The organism is Rhizobium sp. CG4 (genome assembly GCF_023701965.1).
Lineage (GTDB): Bacteria > Pseudomonadota > Alphaproteobacteria > Rhizobiales > Rhizobiaceae > Agrobacterium.
The window spans coordinates 321,197-342,662 of sequence record NZ_JABAEG010000003.1; the positions used below are offsets into that span (position 1 = coordinate 321,197).

24 protein-coding genes are annotated in these 21,466 nt (G+C 56.1%); 6 read left to right on the forward strand and 18 right to left on the reverse strand.

All coding sequences use genetic code 11. From position 1 onward, the window contains the following. Positions 1 to 4: 4 nt before the first annotated feature. Entirely contained in the window at positions 5 to 481 is a 477-nt protein-coding gene (locus tag HGO37_RS11770; RefSeq protein ID WP_405049436.1) for a hypothetical protein, read from the forward strand. A 16-nt stretch (positions 482 to 497) separates the two neighbouring features. Here the strand turns inward: HGO37_RS11770 and HGO37_RS11775 are convergent, their stop codons facing one another. Further along, positions 498 to 1,211 (reverse strand): YoaK family protein, encoded by a 714-nt coding sequence (locus HGO37_RS11775; RefSeq protein ID WP_250983462.1) that lies wholly within the window; start codon positions 1,209 to 1,211, stop codon positions 498 to 500. A 451-nt stretch (positions 1,212 to 1,662) separates the two neighbouring features. Here HGO37_RS11775 and exbB point away from each other — a divergent pair, with 451 nt between their 5' ends. The 4 genes from exbB (at position 1,663) to HGO37_RS11795 (ending at position 5,470) form a co-directional block, all read left to right on the forward strand. Then, positions 1,663 to 2,895 (forward strand): tonB-system energizer ExbB, encoded by a 1,233-nt coding sequence (gene exbB, locus HGO37_RS11780; protein ID WP_192486858.1) that lies wholly within the window; start codon positions 1,663 to 1,665, stop codon positions 2,893 to 2,895. A 5-nt stretch (positions 2,896 to 2,900) separates the two neighbouring features. Further along, positions 2,901 to 3,395, forward strand: a complete 495-nt coding sequence (gene exbD, locus HGO37_RS11785) for a TonB system transport protein ExbD (RefSeq protein WP_250983463.1) — start codon at positions 2,901 to 2,903, stop codon at positions 3,393 to 3,395. Beyond that, a complete protein-coding gene (locus tag HGO37_RS11790; protein WP_250983464.1) occupies positions 3,392 to 4,345 on the forward strand; it encodes an energy transducer TonB family protein in 954 nt (317 codons plus the stop codon). The genes exbD and HGO37_RS11790 overlap by 4 nt, the downstream gene beginning before the upstream one ends. 135 nt (positions 4,346 to 4,480) lie before the next feature. Next, positions 4,481 to 5,470 carry an Ldh family oxidoreductase gene (locus HGO37_RS11795; protein WP_250983465.1) on the forward strand — a complete coding sequence of 330 codons (990 nt, stop codon included), beginning with the start codon at positions 4,481 to 4,483 and terminating at the stop codon, positions 5,468 to 5,470. 369 nt (positions 5,471 to 5,839) lie between these two features. Here the strand turns inward: HGO37_RS11795 and HGO37_RS11800 are convergent, their stop codons facing one another. From HGO37_RS11800 to phnG, 16 genes are all read right to left on the reverse strand, one after another. Then, complete coding sequence (locus HGO37_RS11800; protein WP_250983466.1) at positions 5,840 to 6,178, reverse strand: helix-turn-helix transcriptional regulator; 339 nt, start codon at positions 6,176 to 6,178, stop codon at positions 5,840 to 5,842. Between the two features lie 262 nt (positions 6,179 to 6,440). After that, positions 6,441 to 7,478, reverse strand: coding sequence for an AraC family transcriptional regulator (locus tag HGO37_RS11805; RefSeq protein ID WP_250983467.1), 1,038 nt, complete (start codon positions 7,476 to 7,478; stop codon positions 6,441 to 6,443). A 156-nt stretch (positions 7,479 to 7,634) separates the two neighbouring features. Next, positions 7,635 to 8,228 (reverse strand): phosphonate metabolism protein/1,5-bisphosphokinase (PRPP-forming) PhnN, encoded by a 594-nt coding sequence (gene phnN / locus HGO37_RS11810; protein ID WP_250983468.1) that lies wholly within the window; start codon positions 8,226 to 8,228, stop codon positions 7,635 to 7,637. Beyond that, positions 8,228 to 9,367, reverse strand: a complete 1,140-nt coding sequence (locus HGO37_RS11815; protein WP_250983469.1) for an alpha-D-ribose 1-methylphosphonate 5-triphosphate diphosphatase — start codon at positions 9,365 to 9,367, stop codon at positions 8,228 to 8,230. The genes phnN and HGO37_RS11815 overlap by 1 nt, the downstream gene beginning before the upstream one ends. 13 nt (positions 9,368 to 9,380) lie before the next feature. After that, positions 9,381 to 10,049: a DUF1045 domain-containing protein gene (locus tag HGO37_RS11820; protein WP_250983470.1), complete on the reverse strand. Its 669-nt coding sequence runs from the start codon at positions 10,047 to 10,049 to the stop codon at positions 9,381 to 9,383. 132 nt (positions 10,050 to 10,181) lie between these two features. Beyond that, positions 10,182 to 11,531, reverse strand: coding sequence for a phosphonate ABC transporter, permease protein PhnE (gene phnE, locus HGO37_RS11825; RefSeq protein ID WP_250983471.1), 1,350 nt, complete (start codon positions 11,529 to 11,531; stop codon positions 10,182 to 10,184). Next, positions 11,531 to 12,451, reverse strand: a complete 921-nt coding sequence (gene phnE, locus HGO37_RS11830; protein WP_192487822.1) for a phosphonate ABC transporter, permease protein PhnE — start codon at positions 12,449 to 12,451, stop codon at positions 11,531 to 11,533. Before phnE (HGO37_RS11830) ends, phnE (HGO37_RS11825) begins: the two co-directional genes overlap by 1 nt. 128 nt (positions 12,452 to 12,579) lie before the next feature. Further along, on the reverse strand, positions 12,580 to 13,485 hold the full coding sequence (gene phnD / locus HGO37_RS11835; RefSeq protein ID WP_192486867.1) for a phosphonate ABC transporter substrate-binding protein: 906 nt from the start codon (positions 13,483 to 13,485) through the stop codon (positions 12,580 to 12,582). 82 nt (positions 13,486 to 13,567) lie between these two features. Then, entirely contained in the window at positions 13,568 to 14,425 is an 858-nt protein-coding gene (phnC, locus tag HGO37_RS11840; RefSeq protein WP_250983472.1) for a phosphonate ABC transporter ATP-binding protein, read from the reverse strand. Positions 14,426 to 14,522: 97 nt separating this feature from the next. After that, positions 14,523 to 15,152: a transferase hexapeptide repeat family protein gene (locus tag HGO37_RS11845; protein ID WP_250983473.1), complete on the reverse strand. Its 630-nt coding sequence runs from the start codon at positions 15,150 to 15,152 to the stop codon at positions 14,523 to 14,525. Next, positions 15,149 to 15,856: a phosphonate C-P lyase system protein PhnL gene (gene phnL / locus HGO37_RS11850; RefSeq protein WP_192486870.1), complete on the reverse strand. Its 708-nt coding sequence runs from the start codon at positions 15,854 to 15,856 to the stop codon at positions 15,149 to 15,151. Before phnL ends, HGO37_RS11845 begins: the two co-directional genes overlap by 4 nt. A 13-nt stretch (positions 15,857 to 15,869) precedes the next feature. Further along, positions 15,870 to 16,649: a phosphonate C-P lyase system protein PhnK gene (gene phnK / locus HGO37_RS11855; RefSeq protein ID WP_250983474.1), complete on the reverse strand. Its 780-nt coding sequence runs from the start codon at positions 16,647 to 16,649 to the stop codon at positions 15,870 to 15,872. Beyond that, positions 16,646 to 17,548 carry an alpha-D-ribose 1-methylphosphonate 5-phosphate C-P-lyase PhnJ gene (locus HGO37_RS11860; protein WP_250983475.1) on the reverse strand — a complete coding sequence of 301 codons (903 nt, stop codon included), beginning with the start codon at positions 17,546 to 17,548 and terminating at the stop codon, positions 16,646 to 16,648. The genes phnK and HGO37_RS11860 overlap by 4 nt, the downstream gene beginning before the upstream one ends. Before the next feature lie 140 nt (positions 17,549 to 17,688). Next, on the reverse strand, positions 17,689 to 18,810 hold the full coding sequence (locus HGO37_RS11865; protein ID WP_250983476.1) for a carbon-phosphorus lyase complex subunit: 1,122 nt from the start codon (positions 18,808 to 18,810) through the stop codon (positions 17,689 to 17,691). A 3-nt stretch (positions 18,811 to 18,813) separates the two neighbouring features. Beyond that, entirely contained in the window at positions 18,814 to 19,422 is a 609-nt protein-coding gene (gene phnH / locus HGO37_RS11870; RefSeq protein ID WP_250983477.1) for a phosphonate C-P lyase system protein PhnH, read from the reverse strand. Continuing rightward, entirely contained in the window at positions 19,422 to 19,883 is a 462-nt protein-coding gene (gene phnG, locus HGO37_RS11875; protein ID WP_250983478.1) for a phosphonate C-P lyase system protein PhnG, read from the reverse strand. Before phnG ends, phnH begins: the two co-directional genes overlap by 1 nt. Positions 19,884 to 19,983: 100 nt before the next feature. On the opposite strand from phnG, the gene phnF reads away from it, so the two are divergent. Continuing rightward, complete coding sequence (gene phnF / locus HGO37_RS11880; protein WP_250983701.1) at positions 19,984 to 20,715, forward strand: phosphonate metabolism transcriptional regulator PhnF; 732 nt, start codon at positions 19,984 to 19,986, stop codon at positions 20,713 to 20,715. An 89-nt stretch (positions 20,716 to 20,804) separates the two neighbouring features. Here phnF and HGO37_RS11885 read toward each other — a convergent pair whose 3' ends face one another. Further along, positions 20,805 to 21,440: a 2,3-bisphosphoglycerate-dependent phosphoglycerate mutase gene (locus HGO37_RS11885; RefSeq protein WP_250983479.1), complete on the reverse strand. Its 636-nt coding sequence runs from the start codon at positions 21,438 to 21,440 to the stop codon at positions 20,805 to 20,807. Between the last annotated feature and the right edge of the window lie 26 nt (positions 21,441 to 21,466).

The following is a 21,466-nucleotide window of genomic DNA, read 5'->3' on the forward strand; positions in this document are numbered from 1 at the left end:
TGCCGTGAGATTGCCAATCGTAATCCTGCTTCAGTTGATATTCATGTTGCCCTTTTTTTCGCAAGGTGCGTTGGCGCAGCAGGAATTGGTGCGGGATCCTGCCGAATATGAACAAGCCCACTTCAGCAAGGTCTGCGAGAAAGTGGAGTTTGGGGATGACTTCATTACGCAACTGGACATCAATAATGACGGCCTTATGGATGTGGTTACCAATCACGGCGCAATCACCTGCGACGGTGAGAAGGGCATGAGCTGCACCGACGAAGGTTGCCCCTACAACTTCTATGTCCAGGTTCAGGAAGGCGGTCATATCATGATCGCAACGGCACAGCTCTACAGCTATGACTTCATCAAGCGTTTCGGCAACATGGTCTTCGTATTCAAGATGCATCCGAAATATTGCGAACGCACCGATGAGCGCCAGTGCGAGATGACGGTTCGCGTGCGCGGCACCCGTTTTGTGACCATTTCCAAGAACTGATCCGCCTGCACCCGTTTCAGGGGCCAGGCATCTTTCTTATCGTCACGCGCTGATTGTAACGATGCCGCAGTGAGCGCGGCATCAGCATGGTGATGAAGGCCAGTAGCGTGACGATAGCGGCAACGATCCAAAGGGACGCATAGTCCATATACGCCCCGACAACAGCACCGCATAAAGCCCCGCTCAACATGCCAAGCCACGGTACAATTTGGATGGTCCAATCCATCTTGCGCTCACCGATCAGCCAGCGGCCAATGCCACGCCCGAAGCGGGACAGCGCCCCGGTCACATAGGTCAGCCCGATCGGCAGGCCTTCGACATGCTCGACGGCGGCATTGATCATGCCCATGGCCAGAACCACCAAATAGAATTGTACAAGCGGCAGTTCACTGGTCGGCATGACCGAGGCGACGGCCAATGTTGCACCAACTGCGGCAAGCACCGCAAAGATGCGGTTGTCGGCCCTGTGCGCAATGACAATCCCCACCGCATTTCCCAGCACAAAGGTGGCAATAGCCCCCAACAGTTTCAGGGCATGGCCCCAGTTACCGTCCTGCAATGACATGGCTGCCCGTGTTGTGTTGCCTGTCATGAATGAGACGAAGTCGCCGGACATGCGAAGACCTATGGCGTCTGTCATGCCGGCGATAAAGGAAAGGGTAGCGACAAGGGCAATACCCATGCCGGTGCGTTTGGCCTTGATAAGAGAGCGGCGTCTTTGTCGTGTCATGATCTGCTCGACTGCGAATAGGTTTCGCGGGCCGGCGAGCCGTGGTGATGCGCGGGTCGGGTCCGACTCAAAATAGAATGCTTGAGCTTTTGTTGTAGGCTCATTCCCCTGATCACTGCAACTTTACATCGCAGCCTCTCGGTTCAATCGGCCCTGAACGCAAGGGATAGGGCGCAGTATGCGTCACCTGTGGTTGCGGTCGCGCTACACCAATTTGTGATCTTCACATGGGCTTGTGGGCAAATCCCGGCAGGTCAAGGCCATGGTTCGTACAAAAACATCCAAAAAGTACAAGACTCTGCAAATCGGTAAATATATAGTTGCCAAACGTACTCATGTTTATTATCGGACTGCTATGAAAGAGAGCCGGGGCATCCTCGCTCAATTGAGCCAAAGGCTTGACGGTATTCATGGGTGCTCTTTTTTTACGGTAGACCGGGAAACCAATATCATGCTCGCCGAAACGTCCATCACCTCATCTGCTACCAGCGCGCGACGCAGCAATACATCCATTGCGTCTTTTTACGCTGTCGCTTTAGCAGCTCTTATGACTGCGGGTAGTGTCGCGGCGCAGACTTCGGCTCCTTCTGTAAGTTCTGAACAACCGGCAGCTGTCCAGGCACCTGCAGCGACCACCGCCCCGGTATCGCCGGCGCCGGCAACATCGACCCAGCAAAATCCTGCACAAGCAATTCCGGTTCAGGCGGCTCCTACAACACCGGCAGCGACACCTGCACCGCAGGCCGCCGAGCCATCAACCAACGCGCCAGCAACAGGCAGTGAACAGACACCACCTGCTGCTACACCTGCGCCGAATGCGGCCCAGACTGGTCCCGCACAACAGCCAGCGGCTGCTCCGCAGTCCGAGCCAGCAGCGCAGGAGCCAGAAGCTGCGCCAGCAGAAGCTGAGCAGCCCGCTACCATGCTGGAGCAGATTTTCCAGAGCCCAGGCGAACGCTCCGACATTCCGCACGACCTGTCGCCTGTCGGCATGTTCATGGCAGCGGACTGGGTGGTCAAGGCGGTTATGATCGGGCTTGCTTTCGCATCGATCGTCACCTGGACCGTTGGTTTTGCCAAGATTATCGAACTGGCCGGTGCGCGCGTGCGCGTTGGCGCCGCCTTGCGCATTGTTCGTCGTGCCCGTTCGCTGGAGGAAGCTGTTCAGGCGGTTGAAAACAAGGGCGGCCCTGCAGCATTGATGCTGAAGGTGGCATCGTTTGAAACGAAGGTTTCCGATCCAGTTGTCGAACACACCGATGGCGCCGGCATCAAGGAGCGCGTGGCCTCGGCCCTGTCGCGTATTGAAAGCCACGGCGGGCGTCGCATGTCGCGCGGTACGGGTGTACTGGCGACCATTGGTTCCACCGCACCGTTTGTCGGTCTGTTTGGCACGGTCTGGGGCATCATGAACTCGTTCATCAGCATCTCGGAATCGCAGACCACCAACCTTGCCGTTGTGGCACCGGGTATCGCTGAAGCTCTGCTGGCAACTGCGATCGGTCTGGTCGCCGCTATTCCTGCTGTTGTGATCTATAACGTCTTTGCCCGTTCGATTACCGGTTATCGCCACCTGCTGGCAGACGTTGCGGCAGGTGTCGAGCGTCTCGTTAGCCGTGATCTCGATTTCCGTCGCGTTCCCCCTAGCGACAACAAACCTTCCGTTTCGCTTGTTGGGAGATAAGGATTATGGCTGGCGGCATTCGTGAAGAAAGCGGCGACGATCTCTCCGAAAACCATGAGATCAATGTCACGCCATTTATCGACGTCATGCTGGTGCTGCTCATCATCTTCATGGTGGCAGCACCTCTGGCCACGGTCGACGTCAATGTTGACCTGCCGGCCTCGACGGCCAAACCTGCAGAGCGTCCCGATGAACCTATCTATCTGACGGTGAAGGAAGACTTGAGCCTTAATCTTGGCAATGATCCCGTCGAAAAGGCCAATCTTGCCTCGATGCTGGATGGCAAGACGCAGGGCAACAAGGATGCCCGCATTTTTCTGCGCGCAGACAAAACTGTCGATTACGGGCAGTTCATGGAAGTCATGAATGCGCTGCGTGATGCGGGTTATCTCAAAATCGCATTGGTCGGGCTTGAAGCATTGCCCGCACCGGTTTCTCAAACGGCGCCGGGTGAAACCGGAACTGCGCCAAACGCTGGAACAACGGGAACGGCTCAATGACAACGCTCCGTCAGCCGCAGGCAAGACATTCCAGAGTAGGAGAAATCCTGGTCTGGTCTTTCGCTGCCGTCGTTATGCTTTCGGCACATGCAGGGCTTGCGGCACTGCTGTTGCTGGAACCAGTACCGACTGCGGCACAGGACGCGCCTCCGGCAGCAATCATGATTGAAATGGCTGCCCTGCCGGAATCGGTTGATACGACGGAAAATGTCATCAATCCCGATACGGCTGAAGCAGAAGATATCAAGAGTGACACGGTAGAACCAGTCGAAGAAGTGACCGAGGTTCCTCCGCCCCCTGAGCCGCAACCTGAGCCAGAGCCTATCCCGGAGCCTGTTGTCGAGGAAACACCACCTGAGCCGGTAGAAGAGGTTGCAGAACCTCTGCCGGAAGAACTGCCGGAACCGATCGAAGAAATTGATCCGATTCAGCAGGAAATGGTTGCTGCACTTGAAAATGTGGAAGTACCGTTGCCGGTCAGCCGTCCGCCGCCACCTGTTGAAAAGAAGGCTGAAGTAAAGAAGGTCGAAGACAAGAAAAAGAAGCCTGACACGCAACCTAAAAAGCCGCCGCCAGCTTCAAAGTCCTCGCAGATGGCCAAGGTCGATGCGACCGAGTCCAATCGTACCGCGGCCCAGAAGACCAGTGTTGGTTCATCCTCGTCTTCCGTCTCACCTGCCCGTTGGCAAAACCGAGTAATGGCGCATCTGGAGCGTCGCAAGCGTTACCCGTCAGATGCTCGCTCCCGCAAGGAACAGGGAACGGCCTATGTGCGGTTCCAGATTGATGAGGGCGGCAATGTCCTGTCGGTTTCGCTGTCGCGTTCTTCCGGTTCTGCTGCACTGGACGAAGAAGTCGTTTCCATGGTCCGTCGTGCCTCACCGGTTCCGGCCCCGCCACCTGGCGTCAGCAAGACGATTGTCGCACCGGTGCAGTTCACCATTCGCTGAGTGGTGAACTGCATTTACAACGGATGATCCCGAATGCTCGTCTGGTCATGACAAGGGTAGCTTGCTATCGCTTGTCATGACGTGCTTTTCCGTAGACGTTTGTTTGCGGTGCATTTGAGAAAAGGCCAGCATTTTATGAAGTTCAGTATTTCCGATGCGGAAGATTTTGTTTCCGATATTTTTGAAAAGAATGGTGTGATTTCCACAAGCGCCCGCTCCACCGCAAAAGCGCTTGTTGCAGCAGAAGCTGCCGGGCAGGGCGGTCACGGGTTCAGACGCATTCCGGCCTATGTCAAACAGACACGCGCCGGCAAGGTTGACGGCAAGGCTGTCGTGACAACGAGACGTTTGAAACCGGGCGTTCTGGCTATCGATGCTGCCCATGGCTACGCCTATCCAGCGCTGGATGCAGCGGTTTCCGAACTGCCAGCTATTGCCAGGGAGCAGGGCATTGCCTTGGCTGCCATTTCGCGCTCACACCACGCGGGTGTCATGGCCTTGACCGTGGAACGTTTTGCCGAGCAGGGTCTGGTGGCACTGATGGTCGCCAATGCTCCCGCGGCAATTGCACCATGGGGTGGCACCAAACCACTATTTGGCACCAACCCGATTGCCTTTGCAGCGCCGGTTTCCGGTCAGGACCCCTTGGTCATCGATCTGGCACTGTCCAAAGTGGCGCGCGGAAAGGTCATGGCCGCCCGGCAGAAAGGCGTAAAAATCCCCGAGGGCTGGGCGCTCGATATCGATGGCAAACCAACGACGGACGCAGAGGCGGCAATGGCGGGCACCATGATCCCGGCGGGTGACGCAAAGGGGGCAGCACTCGCCTTCATGGTGGAGATTATGGCGGCAGGTCTGACCGGGGGGGACTTTGCATTTGAATCGCCATCGCTGTTTGATGAAAACAGCCGTTCTGTTGCGCTGGGTCACACCATCATCGCCATTGATCCGTCGGTGACGGCCGGAGATATGTTTACAAGTCGTCTGGCAATGTTTGCCGCGGAGATCGAGGCGCAACCGGAGGTGCGTTTGCCGGGGCGGCGCAGTCAAGGAAACCGCAAGCGCGCATATGATGACGGTATCATCATTGAAACTGACATTCTGGAAGAGATCGCCGCGCTCTGATCTGTTAAGTGCTGTTTGCAAAAACTAGGCGGCCTGGTGAGGCAATCATTCACCTCACCAGGCCGTCAACCGCAAGTGCGATCCGCCACCGGGTAAACCCGGCCACTGCGGTTACGTATGGCACCGAAGACGTCATCGCCTTGAAACACCACACGGGCTGCGCTGCAAACGCAAAACTTGGCAGCGAAGATAAAACATCCCTCCCCAAAGTGGTTCCCCAATGCGGGGTGGAGGGCATCCGATACGAAAACTAAAGCATGCTCACCGAACACAACTAACCGTTTTGGGGTAGGCACATGCAATAAGCAGAGAAAACGGCTATTTTCCGCTAATACAACGGGGTTGAGCGGAAAATACTTTTGTCGCGGATCAGATGTCGCGCTCGATAATACCCTTAAGCAGAGCTATACTGATAGCGTGCAACAGATTGTTCGCGCCAAGCTTTTGACGTGCACTCGCAAGTGCCGCCTGAATTTCATCTTCCGATTTTTCAAGATTTTTGGCGATAATCGAAGGGTGAGTGCCCTCCGCCGCCATGGTGAGATAGGTTTTTTCACAGTCGGTCAGCGTTTCAGGGCGTGCAAAATCGCCCGCATGCTGTTTATGCGGAGACATGGTCATTCTTTTCAATACCATTCTGACAAACATGCTCATCGCCCGCTTGGGCGGGTCGGTGGTTTTGTCGTTATTCCAAGAATTAGGAAGCATGCTGCCAAATGCAGCACAACTTCAGCGACTGTCATGAGTGAAAAGGCACGGCGCTACGTTGCGTCCGGTCATTCAGTTGCGGAGCCTAATATACAGAGGGAGATGGGAAATATATAACCTCAGGCGCCAAAAAATGTACACTAAAGACATTTTTTAGTAATGTGTTGTGCCAATTTGGGTCAATTCACTGAATTTCCTGATTTTTATCGAACATGTCAAGCAACTTTACGATGTTTTGCTGCGTCAAAGCGGGTTGTGTTATTCAAAAATTTCGTGACGTACTTTCGCGCAGGGCTTTTGGGGTCATGCCAAACCAGCGCGACACCGATCGCGAAAAGGCACTTGGCGCCGAATAACCCAGTCGGTAACAAATGTCCGCAATAGGTAATTCGCTTTCGGTCAGAAGTGTATGGCTGGCTTCACGCCTGACCTCGTCCCGCAATGTGTTGAGGTTGGTCCCGGCTTCCGCAAGCCGCCGCTGGAATGTACGGGCCGACAGGCTGAAGTAGGGTGATATCTCCTCAAGAGAAATATCGCGCTCATTCATGCGCATCTGCATGTAACGCCGAACCTGACTGACAAAGTTCTGCTCGGATAAAGATGAAATTTCCGGCCGCATGGCCCGACACTGCAAATCCATCAGCGTAAACAGGCGAATATCACCTTTGGGGTTCACCGCGTCCAGTAGATGTACCGGCACATGTACGCGGTTGATACGCCGTGAATATTCGATGTGTTTGGAGAAAGCTTTTTTGAAAAGGTTGGTGTTTTTGGGCTTAGGCCGTTCCAACTCGACCAGAAGAGTGTCAATTTCGTCGCCAGTAATCTGCCGCAACCGGTTAAACGCCATCGCGAGCGACATATCGGTATATTGGTCGCGTTTGGCAATCACAGGCGCAAAAGTCCACGAGAGACTGGCAAACTTCTCGCCAAACTCCAGCTGTGTATCGCTGGCATTGGTCGCGTAATAGAGATGTTCGTCCACGAATTTCAGGTAATCGCGCACAGTTGGTGCACTCATCAGGCCATAACCGAATGGGCCAGTTGCACCAGGGGTGAGAAAACCCGCACACTGCAAACCAAATGTGTCATCATCCGCCAGCGTCGCGCAGGTCTCCAGAAGACGGCACAGGCGATCGAGACTGACACGTGCTGTCATACTCTGCAAAACGTCAGGATCAATGTCCAAGGACTTAGCAATCGGCTTGATATCGATGCCACAGGATTGCGCATAGCCGGAAATAGCCGATCCTAAACCGGCCACAATCGTTATCTCGTCTATGAGCCTTGGATGGGGCATAGCACAATTGGCGTGTAATGTTTAACAAACGTCGCCAAATGGTAATCGCGATATTGCTAGATGTCGAGTGGTTTTGAAATTTTCTTTCGCGAAGTGCCCTGAATTTCACCGGCTTGCACTCAAGCTGTTTTGAGGACTGAAGAAGGCCTTTGAGATTTATCTCTGACGGTAGTTTTCCAGCATTCGAATGAGAGCTTGCCCAGCCGTTTCAAGATTACCGCTATTGTCGATCGTGGCAACATTAAAGTTGGGGGGGATGTCAAAAACACTGCGTTGCAGCCGCAAGAGAATGTCGGCCTTGCTTTCACGGCCGCGTTTCTCGAGCCGTTCCGCCAAAACCTCCGTCCGCGCCGTAATGTTGATGACCTGCAGACGAGCAAAGGCTGACTGGAAATCGGGCAGGGTAGAGCGCGATCCGTTGACGATGACAAGATCGCCCTTCTCCAACTGCGAAAACACGTCAGCCGGAACACCGTAGCTCAGGCCGTGGGCTTTCCAGCACACGGCAAACTTATCCTGCGCCTCAAGCGCCGCAAATTCATCTGATGTGACGCTGTCGTGATCCTCACCACCCGCATCCTTGCTGCGGGTAATGACCCGGCGCACGAAGTGCACATCCGCGCAGCCTTGAAAATGCTGCGCGGCCAGCGCCAGCAAGCTATCCTTGCCGGCACCGCTGGGGCCGACCACGGCAACCAAAGTGCCGTGTCTGCCTTGTGTCATGGACTGGGCGGTAGGGTCGATGTCCATCAGGCGACGCGACGTCCGTGACGCCAGACGGAACGAACCACTGGTACGCCTTCTTCGCGGTGTACACGTACCAGATCGGCGCGCAGGCCGGTGCGTATAGCGCCACGGTCATCAAGGCTGACAGAGCGGGCTGGATTGGTTGTCACGAATGCAAGTGCCTGTGGCAACGATATGCTTTCTACCGAATCTGCGATGATAAACGGCGCGTATAGCAGGCTGAATGGAACGTAATCGGATGACAACACATCGAGTACACCCAGCTCTGCCAGATCCTTGGCGGCAATATTTCCGGAGTGGGACTGTCCGCGCACAATGTTCGGCGCACCCATCAGCACGCTCATGCCGGCCTCGTGCGAGGCGCGGGCGGCTTCGATGCTGGTTGGGAATTCCGCAACCTTGACACCATGGGCGATAGCTTCCTGCACATGTTCGGTAGTGGCATCGTCATGGCTGGCGACAGTAATGCCGCGTTCTGCACAGCGCGCCGCCAGATAGTCACGATGTGGGGCGGAATATTGCGCCGATGCCGATTTGCGACGTTCGACAAAACGGGCAAATGCCTCATCGCTTAGGCCACGCTTCTTCTGGTAGTAGAGGATATACTGATCGAGCGACTGGAACTGGCGCTGGCCCGGGGAGTGGTCCATCAGCGAAATCAGCTTCACATTCGGATCGTTTTCGAAATCATCGAAATGTTCCAGCACGTCGGATGACGCCACTTCGCAGCGCAGGTGGAGAAGGTGCTCGGCGCGCAGACGGTTCTGGCTGGCGGCTTGTTCAATGGCATCAGCCATTTCACGCATCTCGCCTTTTTTGAAACCACCATCCTCGTCGGAGCCAAGGCGCAGGCAGTCAAACACCGTGGTGATGCCGGAGGCCGCAACCTGTGCATCATGGGCCTGCACGGCGGCTGTTTTGTTCCAGGTTACGCCTGGACGTGGCGAATAGTGCTGCTCCAGATGGTCGGTGTGGAGTTCAACGAGGCCGGGGATGAGGTAATCGCCTTCGAAATCCTCACCGGTTGTAGAAGGGCCAGCGCTGATATCAGCGATAAGCCCGTCACGGATCAGGACCGAACCTGAAATGATGTCTTCTTCAAGGACGATACGGGCGTTGGAAAGAACCTGTTCGGAACGCATTGCTGGTGTCTTTCTATCGGTTGGCAAGCGAGTGCCAGGAGTGAACTTTAAAAGGCTCTCCACGCTGTTCTTCAACAAAAAGCGCAAGGCCGGTAATTGCGAGTGGACGGTTGATAAATTCTGAAAAATGCCCGTTGAGCGCGGAATGAATATCAGGGCGATCCGGCTCTTCGGTTGGACCGGTCAGGGTCATGTGGAAGCGAAATTCTTCCATCACATGCGGGTAACCCCACAGCATGAGATTGTCGCGCTGCTTGGGTGTGAGATTTTGTGGGCGGCGACGGGCGATGTCGGAGTCAGAAAGCGGTGCGCGGAATTCATCGAAAAAATCGACGATATCAGCGGCAAAATCCTGCAATGGCCCGTGCACGGAATGCGGGACAAGCGCGAAAAACGGGCCGAGCTGACCAACCACGATCTGCGGAATATCAAATGCCGTGCGCGTTTCAGCGAAGTTTTTGACAGCGGCAATCAATTGCGCTTCGGTCTTTTTTTCCGACAGCTCGAATGGCGCTTTCAGCGTGGCGTGAAAACCGTAACGTCGTGGCTCGGCCGTTAGCTCTTCGCGCGCTTCATTGTCGGCGTGGATCTCACCGGTGAAGGGATCTCGCCCCAACCAACGGGCTGCGGCAAGGTTCAAAGGGTGTGTCTGCGGAGGTGTGAAATAAACAGCGTATCGCACTGTGGGATCTTTCAAACATCATGGGAACTACAGCGAACCTCATTTGAAGCCAAAGCCGGGTTCGCTGCAAGTCAGGCCATGCGCCTAAATGATTTCCATGACAGAATGATGATGCTGTTTACGTCTCGATCGTTAATGTGCGGTTTTGCCGATCAGTCGTGAGCGAATGGCGTTGGAAATGCCGTCGAACAGGAAAACCACAAACAGGATCAGCAGCACCATATAGGCAACCTTGTCCCAGTCGGCATTGGTGCCCATGGCCTCGAGCAATTTGAGGCCGATACCACCAGCACCCACGGCGCCGATGATGGTGGCAGAACGTGTGTTGCTTTCCCAGAAATACAGGGACTGTGAAATGAACACTGGCAACACCTGTGGCACCACGCCGTAACGATTGACCACCGCAGGTGACGCACCCACCGACTTGACGCCCTCGCGCTGCTTGTCATCGACATTTTCCAACGCCTCGGCATAAACCTTACCAAGCGCGCCAGTGTCGGTGAAAAAGATAGCCGCAATACCGGGAATTGGCCCAGGACCAAAGCTGCGGGTAAAGAACAGCGCCCAGATCAGCATATCAATGGAGCGCAGGAAATCGAAGGCGCGCTTCATGCCCCAGTTGGCAAGGCGGTTTGGCGTGATGTTGCGCGCCGCGATGAAGGCGAAGGGAAACGCGACCAGCGTACCCAACAGGGTACCGACAAAAGCCATGACCAGCGTCTGCATCAGCTTGGACAGAATGTCCGCATGCTGCCAGACCTTGTTGTTGAGGAAGTCGTCGGTCATGTTGGCGATGTTGGACTGGTTCGGATCCAGCCGTTCACCAACCGTCGCCAGCGCAATCAACTCACCAACGCTTTTGCCCCAGAATTCCGACTGCGTATCGAAGAAGAAGTTGGCCCAGCCCATGAAACGACGCTGCACGTAAACCTGGCTGTTGCGAATTTCAGCCTGACCTTCGAAACCGTAGTTGACGATGACCTTGCTTCCATCCTGCTGGATGGCGGCTGGTGCATCAACCGGCGCAGTGACCATGTCCTGTGAGATGGTGACCGTATAAGGCGTGCCGGCAACGAAAACCTCGACCTTGTCGGTGGTAATGTCCAGCCGGTCATCCATGCTGCCATAGGTTACCGTATAGCTGCCATTCTGACCGGGGATCAGCCAGTCGATGTCAGCGCCCGCCGGATATTGTCCGCGGCTCGACCATTGTGGCACCACGGCGCCATCCTGGAAGCGCAGGCGCGGTTGCGCGCGCCAGGAGTACCAATCCTGAATATAGGACGACGCACGGTCCCAGCGGCCCTGCATCAGCGCGGGGCCAACGTTGAAGAACACGAAGCACAGCGCTAGATAGGAGACCACGGCCCCAAGGCTGATGAGCAGGCCGTAGCGCTGCATGAAGCTCTTGTGGAAGACGTGAGGGTAGGTCTTTGTCAGGCGCTCGCGTTCGGAGGCGTGGATCGATGGTGTGGATTTCATCAGACTGTTCCTTGCGCGCTGTCAAATGCCTGCTGGCCAATCAGCCGGCGGCGAAGCCATGACGAAAACTGGTCCACTGCGATGATTGTGATCAGCAGCAGGATGATGATGGCGTAGGTCTTTGCAGCGTGATCGCGGCCAATGGCCAGACGGAACACCTCACCAATACCGCCACCGCCGACCGCGCCGATGATGGTGGAGGCACGCACGTTGATTTCAGCGCGCAGCAACGCATAGGAAACGAAGTTTGGCAGAACCTGCGGCACGATGGCGTAGCGGACGCGTTCCAGCCAGTTGGCACCAGCGGCGCGCAGACCTTCATCGGGGCGCATATCGGCATTCTCGACCACTTCGAAGAACAGCTTGCCCAGCGCGCCCACGGTGTGGATGGTAATGGCAACGATAGCGGCAATCGGACCGATGGACAGGATGGCGGTTAGCAGACCGGCGACCACGATTTCCGGGAAGGCGCGCATCACTTCCATGATACGGCGTACAACCCAGCGCACAATTCCGGCACCAACCAGATTGGTCGAGGCGAAAAAGCACAGGATGAATGCAAAGCCGGTGCCGATTAGTGTCGAAACAAGCGCGATATTCAGGGTGATGATCAGCTGGTAGATGAAAAACGGAATATAGAAATTGTCCGTCACATAAACCCTGTCAGCCGTGTAGTTGTATTTGAGTGAGCCATCATCATAGGGCGATGGTAGATCGAACATGGCGCGGAAAATTTCCAGTGGGCTATCCGGCACGAATGTCTTGATGAAATCGAACAGGTAAGGAAGGCGTTCAAAGAACTTGCCCGAATTTGCATTGTTCGCGAAGTTCAGCGATGCGCCGAGCGCGATCAGGAAAACGACAATCGAAATGGCCGTATAGATCCGTCGTGTTCTCAACTGCTGCTGATAATGACGCATGACGGTGGACGCGGATTGTCCCAGCCCGCCCAGTGTCGAAGTCGTCGAATGTCCGCTCATGCTGCATCTTCCTGTTGCGAAAAAAAGCGGCGGCTTAGAAGCCGCCGCTCTGTTTTTATCCGTACCAATCAGCCGCCGATAACGGACTTACGGGCGTCGATGATGGTCTGGTAGAAGGAAGCATCAACCTTGATGTATTCCTTGTTGTCGCCCTGTGTGAATGCCTTGAAGCAAGCGTTGTCGTTCTTTGGCAGAGCCAGGAAGAAGTCTTCAACCTTGGTCTTCATTTCTTCGCCGACCTTGTTGGAAACCATCAGCGGGCCGTTAGGGATCAGAGGGGACTTCCAGACTTCAACGATATCGTCCATGTCGAGGTTGCCCTTGTTGACCATCTGGTGAAGGTTGCCACCGGTGTAGCCTTCTTCCCACTTGCCAACGCCCGAACCGAAGGTCGTGCCAACGTCGAACTTCTTGTCGAGAACGGCGAGAACGAGGTTCTCATGGCCGCCGCCGAAGCCGCTTTCAGAGAAGTATTCCTTGACGGAAGCGCCGATTTCTTTTGGCAGCGCAACGTTTGGAACGAGGTAGCCAGAGGTGCTGTCAGGGTCAGCAAAGCCGATCTTCTTGCCCTTGGCGTCAGCCAGAGACTTGATACCGCTGTCCTTGCGGGCAACCATGATGGAGTAGTAACCGGAAGAGCCGTCAGCCTGGGTGTAGGTGAGGATCGGGTCAACAGCGTTTGGATCTGTCAGAGCGATCTTGGCGTAGGAAGACGCGCCCATGGAAGCGATGTCGATGGTGCCGCCGAGCAGACCCTGGATAACGCCGTTGTAGTCAGGCGATGGGAAGATCTGAACTTCGGAAACGCCGGTCGCAGCCTTCAGGCCTTCAACCAGGCACTGGGTGTTGCGGATCTGGTCGGCTTCGTTTTCAGAACCGTCGAGACCGATGCGCAGAACCTTGACGTCCTGAGCCATAGCGGCACTTGCAAGCATACCAACGGCAGTCGCCGCGAGAAGAGCTTTCTTGAACATGAGATCATCTCCTGATGTCCGGTTGCCCGGTTTTGCTGATGAGTGATGCCCTTGACGCGGGCGTAACGATACTGTGCGGTCTTCAAACCCCGGCGACAGCCAGAGGCTCCAGACCGGCAGATTGCTTTGCATCGGCGTCAAGCCGAGCTCCTGGTATGGTGATGCTGGTGGAGGTCATGCTCTCGTCGATGCCTGCCCCATGCGAATCCGTACCGTAAATTTCCTTGACGGCGGCAGCCGTGAGTTCCGAAGGTGTGCCGTCAAAAACCACACGGCCAGCCGACATGCCGATGATGCGTTCGCAATAATTGCGCGCTGTATCCAGAGTATGCAGGTTGGTCAGTACGGTAATGCCTTCGCGCTCGTTGATGTCGCGCAGCGCGTCCATCACGATCTTGGCGTTAAGCGGATCGAGCGACGCGATTGGCTCATCGGCCAGTACCATCTTTGGAGACTGCATCAGGGCGCGGGCAATCGCCACACGCTGCTGCTGACCACCGGAAAGCGTGCCTGCGGCCTGCAGGGCGACATGTTCGATGCCAAGGCGCTCAAGTGCGGAAATCGCCATGATGCGTTCGTCATGGGAAAAAATGCTGAGGAGGCTGAGCACGGTCGAACGATGGTTCAGGCGGCCCAGCATCACATTGGTCAACACGTCGAGACGTGGCACAAGGTTGAACTGCTGGAAAATCATTGCGCAGTCGCGCTGCCAGTTGCGCAGCGAGGAGCCGCGCAGGCTGGATACTTCCGTACCGTTGAAGCGGATGGAACCGTCGGTCGGATCGACCAGACGGTTGATCATGCGCAGCAGCGTGGACTTGCCGGCGCCCGAACGTCCGATGACGCCGACCATCTGTCCTTGAGGAATTTCCACGTTCACGGCATTTACAGCAACGTGATTGCCGAACCGGCGTGTGACGTGTTGAAGTTCAAGGCTCATTGTCTGTCCCGTACGCTATTGCTTCGGGACTTGGACCTAACACCACCCTGTGAAGCGGAAGTGTCAGTTTGGTGAAGAAATTGTTACAAACGCCAGATCAGCCCGCCGCGCGGTACTCATATCGATCAACGAACGATTGCGCATCCATCGAACGAAAATCCTCAAGTGCGGACCGAAGCGTCTGGTGGTCCCAGTTCCACCATGCCAGGCGGTCCATGCGCTCACCCAGTTCCTGTGAAAAACGCTCGCGGATCAGTTTGGCCGGAACACCACCGACGATGGTGTAGGGTGCGACATCCTTGGACACCACGGCACCCGCACCAATCACCGCGCCATTGCCGATTTTGACACCGGGCAGGACGGTTACACCGTGACCGATCCAGACATCATGGCCGATGACGACGCGCCGTTGTCGCCGGGCTTCAAAGAAATCCGTTTCGTCTTCGGCATCGTCCCAGTAACTGGCGGCGCGGTAGGTAAAGTGGTGCAGCGTGGCGCGCTCCACCGGATGGTTGGTGGCGTTGATACGCACCGAGGCGGCAATATTGGCAAAACGACCAATAGTCGCGCACCATATTGCACCATCCTGCATCACATAGGAGTAGTCGCCCATCTCCACTTCATGGATGCGGCAGCGTTCGGATATTTCCGTGTAGCGACCAATGGTCGAATTCTGTACATCGGCCGTCGGGTGGATAACGGGTTGAAGACCAACCTTCACACTCATGCTGCAATCTTTCTCGGCGAGAATTGGGCCACGTCAATGATGCGGTCGGCAACCGCTTCACGCACTTCTTCGTCATGGAAAATGCCGAGCAGTGCGACGCCTTGCTGTTTCTTCTTCTGGATCATGTCGATGACAACGCGGCGGTTGCGTGCATCGAGTGAAGCCGTCGGTTCGTCCAGCAGCAAGATGGAATGGTCGGTAATGAAGCCGCGGGCAATGTTGACGCGCTGTTGCTCACCACCGGAGAAGGTGGCAGGTGGCAACAACCACAATGCCTCTGGCAGATTGAGGGCGCACAGCAGTGCCCGTGCCCGTTCACGTGCATCTTCCAATGGTACCTGTCTTGCCAGCAATGGTTCGGCAACAACGTCGAGTGCGGAGACACGCGGCACGGTCCGCAGGAACTGACTGACATAGCCGATGGTGCTTTTGCGCACTTCCAGCACGGTGCGCGGCGGCGCAATGGCAATATCGATCACCCGGCCTTCATGGCTGATCAGGATCTGCCCGCTGTCGATGGCATAGTTGCCGTAGAGCATTTTCAGGATCGAGCTTTTGCCGATACCGGATGGGCCACCCAGCACGGCACATTCGCCGGTGGCGACTGAAAAATTGACATTCTCGACCACGGGCAGAACGATGCCGTCGCGAAGATGCATGGTGAAGCTTTTGAAGACTTCTGAAACCACGAGAGGCGTTGTCATGAGAGTATGCCTTTCAGACTTGCAGGATCGAGGAAACGAGCAATTGTGTGTAGGGCTGGCGAGGGTCATCCAGCACACGGTCCGTCAGACCGTGTTCGATGACGTGGCCATCCTTCATTACCATCATGCGATGTGACAGAAGACGTGCAACTGCCAGGTCGTGAGTAACAACGATAACCGCAAGGCCGAGATCGTTGACCAGTCCGCGAACCAGATCTAGCAGACGGGCCTGCACGGACACATCCAGGCCACCGGTTGGTTCATCCATGAACACAAGACGTGGCGAGGTCACGAGATTGCGGGCTATCTGCAGTCGCTGGCGCATACCTCCCGAAAAGGCGCGAGGCTGGTCGTCAATGCGGTCAATGCCGATTTCCACCCGTTGCAGCCAGTCCGACGCCGTATCGCGGATGTTGCCGTAGTGGCGTGCGCCAACCGCCATCAGCCGCTCGCCGACATTGCCTCCAGCCGAAACGGTCATTCGCAGGCCATCGGCAGGGTTCTGGTGCACGAAACCCCAGTCGGTGCGCATCAGCAGGCGGCGTTCTGCTTCGTTGATGTGGTAGAGATTGCGGGTCACGTCGTCGCGCATGCGATATTCAACTGTGCCGGCGGTCGGCAGAAGGCGCGTCGAGATACAGTTGAGCAATGTCGTCTTGCCCGAACCGGATTCACCGACGATGGCCAGCACTTCACCGGGCCATAGTTCGAAAGACACATCCTTGCAACCAATCCGGCCACCGTAAAACTTGGAGACATTGCTCACTTTCAGCAAAGGCGTATCGCTGTTCATTCTGCTGCCTCCGGCATGTCTGGTGAAAGGTGACCGCGGTGGCCGTGGTCACGACGGTCCTCGCAGTGGTCGGTATCCGAACAGACGAACATACGTCCGCCCGCATCATCCAGAATGACTTCATCTAGATAGACATTGTCAGCGCCGCACAGCGCGCAGGGCTTGTCGAATGTCTGGATCTCAAACGGGTGGTCGTCGAAATCGAGGCTGACAACCTCGGTATAGGGCGGGACTGCGTAAATGCGTTTTTCACGACCGGCACCAAACAGCTGCAAGGCATCGGACATGTGCATTTTCGGATTGTCGAACTTTGGCGTCGGAGACGGGTCCATGACGTAACGACCAGCAACCTTCACCGGATAGGCATAGGTGCGCGAGATACGGCCATTATGGGCAATGTCTTCATACAGACGTACATGCATGAGACCATATTCTTCGAGCGCATGCATGACACGGGTTTCCGTTTCACGCGGCTCAAGGAAACGTAATGGTTCGGGAATCGGTACCTGATAGACGAGCACCTGACCTGCCGTCAGTTTTTCCTCGGGAATGCGGTGACGGGTCTGGATGATGGTTGCTTGGCTGGTATGGGTGGTGACAGCGACATTGGCCACCTTCTGGAAGAAGGCGCGGATGGAAACCGCATTGGTGGTGTCGTCGGCGCCTTGGTCGATAACTTTCAGCGTATCGTCCAGTCCGATGATGGCAGCTGTGACCTGCACACCACCGGTGCCCCAGCCGTATGGCATGGGCATTTCGCGCGATGCAAACGGTACCTGATAACCCGGCACGGCGATGGCTTTGAGAATAGCGCGGCGGATCATTCGCTTGGTCTGTTCATCCAGATAAGCGAAGTTGTAACCGGCTAAATCATCCTTGAATGAAACTTCAGGCGGCATTGTGCGTTATCCCTTCATGTAAAAGGAGTACAAGCTCATGGATACTGGCATTCTGATTGGTTTGTTCTTTGCACTGTTCATTGCGCTGAACATCGTTTGTGCAGTTTGGTATGCGGAAAGCCTGCGTAGCAGGAACAAGCTCATTCAGCAGCATCGGCAATACTTCCCGTAATATTGGCTGCCACGCTGTTTTTTGACGCTTGATAGTCGGAGCGCATTTGTCGCACCAACGCGAGTTCCGCTTGAAAATCGACGTAATGCGGTAGCTTGAGGTGCTCTACAAAGCCGGTTGCCTGGACATTGTCCGCGTGGGAAATGACGAATTCTTCATCCTGAGCAGGGGCAGTGATATCCTCGCCAAATTCCTCGGCGCGAAGCGCGCGGTCCACCAGTGACATAGACATGGCTTTGCGCTCGCTCTGGCCAAACACCAGCCCATAACCGCGGGTAAACTGCGGTGGCGCCTTGGACGAACCCTTGAACTGATTGACCATCTGGCATTCCGTGACGCGGATTTCTCCAAGCGAGACAGCAAAGCCCAATTCCGGCACGTCGATTTCCACTTCGACTTCGCCGATACGCACCTCACCCACAAACGGGTGGTTACGGCCGTAGCCACGCTGCGTGGAGTAGGCGAGTGCGAGTAGAAAACCCTCATCGCCACGTGCCAGCGATTGCAGACGCAAGTCGCGCGGCATCGGGAATTCCATCGGCTCGCGCGTCAGGTCACCGGCCTTATGATCCAATGGCATTTCGCCATCGGTTTCAATCAGGCCTTCGGCTGCCAGAATGTCGGATACTTTAGAAACAGGGTCGATGCCATCGCTTTCGAGCGCCGCTTCTTCAACAAAGCCGTCTTCCAGTAGCGATGGGTCAAGCAGACGGTGCGTATAGTCGAAGGTTGGGCCAAGCAACTGACCACCGGGCAAATCCTTATAGGTGGCGGAAACGCGGCGTTCGACCCGCATAGTGCCCGTCTCAATCGGCTTTGATGTGCCGAAGCGCGGTAGTGTCGTGCGGTAAGCGCGCAGCAGGAAGATCGCCTCGATCATGTCGCCGCGCGATTGTTTGATGGCCAGTGCTGCAAGTGCAGTATCGTGAAGCGAAGCTTCGGCCATAACGCGGTCAACCGCGAGGCCAAGCTGCGCAACGATCTGCTCAATGGTCAATGCTGGCAAGGAACGGTCGCCGCGACGACGGTCGGCCAGCAGACGATGGGCATTGGCAATGGCGGTCTCTCCGCCTTTGACGGCAACATACATCGATCAATTCTCCATCAGGTCTATGCGCGTGCTGCGCGGCAGGCAGAGGAAACTGTCACCACTTGTCAGGATGACATCGATACCGCGTGGAAAGGCCAGTCGGTTTTCCGCCCACATATGCAGAAACACCTGCGGCAATCCTTGCGGTGCAATCTGGCGCTCGTCGCGAATACCGGGACCGGTCAACCGAAGAGGTGAACCACCGATAAGCGCTGCAACCTCGATCAACACTGTCGTCGAGCGGTCCGGATATTCCTGCGTGCCGACTGAAAACAAGCCGAGCGAGGTCAGGGCCGCGCCAGCTTCAAACACCGCGAAACGGGCTCCACTTTTGTCGGTTTCAAGTTCGGAACCGGTATGGAAGGAAAGCCAGCCTGGAACGCCTGACTTGGCCAGCTCACCGTTCATCCAGAATGGCGTGTCGTGGTCGCAAAGCGTCAGCAACACGGCACCTGCGGCCTTGCCCAGCGGTGCTGGCGGTTTGACACGGGCGTCAGCCACATGAATGGTTCCGGGCTGCGCCATGCCATCCATCAGCTTGCGAAACACGCCCTGGGATTCAAAAACGGGATCGGCAAAACCGCCCGACAAAATATCGCCCTTGTGGTCCATCAGTCGTCTCCCCGAACCATGGTGAAGAAATTGACGCGCGTTGCCGCGGTCTCCTGTTTCTTTTGGTTGGCGGTGGCCTGAAGGCGCTGTTCAACCGGCGACAGCAGATTGGCTTCAATCATGTCCCGCGTCGCCGGTTCCTGCCAAAGGGCGTCGAAGATCGCGGAAACCCAGGCCTTCTTTTTGTTGGTGCCAAGTGCATGTGCGTGACCGACCGTGCCGGAGGCCAGGCGGATCGTGGCACGTGTCATGGTTGCTTCACCAAGGTTGAATGCATCGCCACCGCCACCAATGCGGCCGCGTACCATGACGAGGCCGGTTTCCGGCCCACGCACCTTTTCAGCCTCGGGCGACTGTTCCAGTCCGCCCCACACGCTCATCAGTTCTTCCATGCTGGCGCGTGCAAGCAGGGCTGCGACCCGCTGACGACCTTCAATCGATGGTATGTTCTTTGTTTGCATCTTATCCTCAAATGTCTATTGATATAGATAACCATACAAGATAGGATATTGCTATCCGAATGACATGACAAGCGTGTGACATATGACTGTAACGGCCTCGATGGGCGCCAATGTGCGCAGGAAAAACGGCGTCGCTCTCTGGCGGCAGATTGCCGACCGCATTCGGCAATCTATTCTGGCCGGTGAGTATGATGAAGCTGGCATGCTTCCCCCTGAAATGGTGCTGTCTGAAACCTTCAGCGTCAACCGGCACACGGTACGTAGCGCCATCTCGGCCTTGGCGGATGAGGGGATCGTTCAGCCACTGCAAGGTCGTGGCACGATGATTGTGCGCAAGGATCGGCTGAGTTTCCCGATTTCAAAACGAACCCGCTTTTCCGAAGGGGTTGGCGATCAGGTTCGCGAAATGCAGGGGCTGCTGTTGTCGTCATCAATTGAGACGGCACCAATCGAAGTTGCCCGACAACTGGGACTGGTGCAGGGTGCGGCCGTCATCTGTCTCGAACTGTTGCGCAAGGCCGACCGTCGCCCGGTATCACGCTCCACCACCTGGTTTCCTGCCGGCCGGTTTGAAGGCATTGCCGCAGCCTACGAAAAAAGCGGATCGATTACTGCGGCTTTCAAGGCGGTGGGCCTCAATGACTATATGCGCGCCTCGACAAAGATTTCTGCCATGCATGCCAGCGCCGATGATCTCGTAGCACTTGAGCTTTCACCGGGGGCGATCCTTTTGGTGACGCATGCGCTGAACACCGATCTGGATGGCAAACCCGTTCAATATGCCATCAGCCGTTTTCCGGCAGACACGGTGGAATTCCGGATGGAGAACTGATTTTCAGGACTTACACATTCAACGATGTCACATAAAAAAGGTCGGAGCGCAGAACGCCCCGACCTTTTCAATTTCCGTGCTGCCAGGACTCAGTGCGCGGCGGACATGTCGCCGAGAACGTCCTTGGAGATAACGGTGGAATCCGCGTTCAGCTTGTAAACCATCGGGACACCGGTCGCGAGGTTGAGCTTGAGGATCTCTTCCTTGCTCAGGCGATCCAGAACCATCACCAGCGAACGCAGCGAATTGCCGTGAGCGGCAACCAGTACGTTTTCACCACGCAGCACGCGCGGCAGAATTTCGGTGAGGTAGTAAGGCCAGACGCGCGCGCCCGTGTCGCGCAGGCTTTCGCCGCCCGGAGGTGGTACATCATAGGAACGGCGCCAGATGTGAACCTGTTCTTCGCCCCACTTTTCGCGGGCGTCGTCCTTGTTCAGGCCCGAGAGATCGCCATAGTCGCGCTCGTTCAGCGCCTGGTCGCGGATCGTTGTCAGGTCAGGCTGGCCAACATTGTTGAGAACGATCTGGCAGGTCTTCTGCGCACGGGTCAGGTCCGACGTAAAAGCGATGTCGAACTTGATGCCGTAATCAGCCAGTGCCTTGCCGCCTGCATTGGCTTCCTGCACGCCAAGCTCGGTCAGGTCGGGGTCACGCCAGCCGGTGAAAAGGTTCTTCAGGTTCCAGTCGCTCTGGCCGTGGCGAACAAGCACGAGAGTTCCGCTCATAGTCAATTCCCTCCGTAAAAATGAAA